General features: G+C 67.6%; 1 protein-coding gene. It reads left to right on the top strand.

Going from position 1 to position 253, the window contains the following annotated elements:
- A partial coding sequence (locus tag ACTFO6_RS19200; protein WP_439935921.1) for a histidine kinase occupies nt 1-253 on the top strand: 253 nt, incomplete at both ends.

Below are 253 nucleotides of genomic sequence, written 5' to 3'. Positions count from 1 at the left end.
GAGCTTCGCGAATCCCACGACCGGCTGCGGGAGCTGACGGCGGCGCTGGAATCCGTGCGCGAAGACGAGCGGGCGCGCATTTCCCGGGAATTGCACGACGAGCTCGGCCAGCAGTTGACGGCGCTGCGGATGGACGTCTCCTGGCTTGCCTCGCGGCTCCCCCCCAGTCAGCCGGGGTTGCTGGAAAAGCTAAACAACATGAAGGCGACCATCGACGCCACGGTGCGCGCGACCCGGCGGATATCCGCCGAAC

The sequence above is a fragment of the Pelomicrobium sp. G1 genome (genome assembly GCF_051905455.1).
In the GTDB taxonomy this organism is placed as follows: domain Bacteria; phylum Pseudomonadota; class Gammaproteobacteria; order Burkholderiales; family UBA6910; genus Pelomicrobium.
Note: the sequence above shows the minus strand (reverse complement) of the source record. Positions and strands in the feature narration are given on the sequence as shown.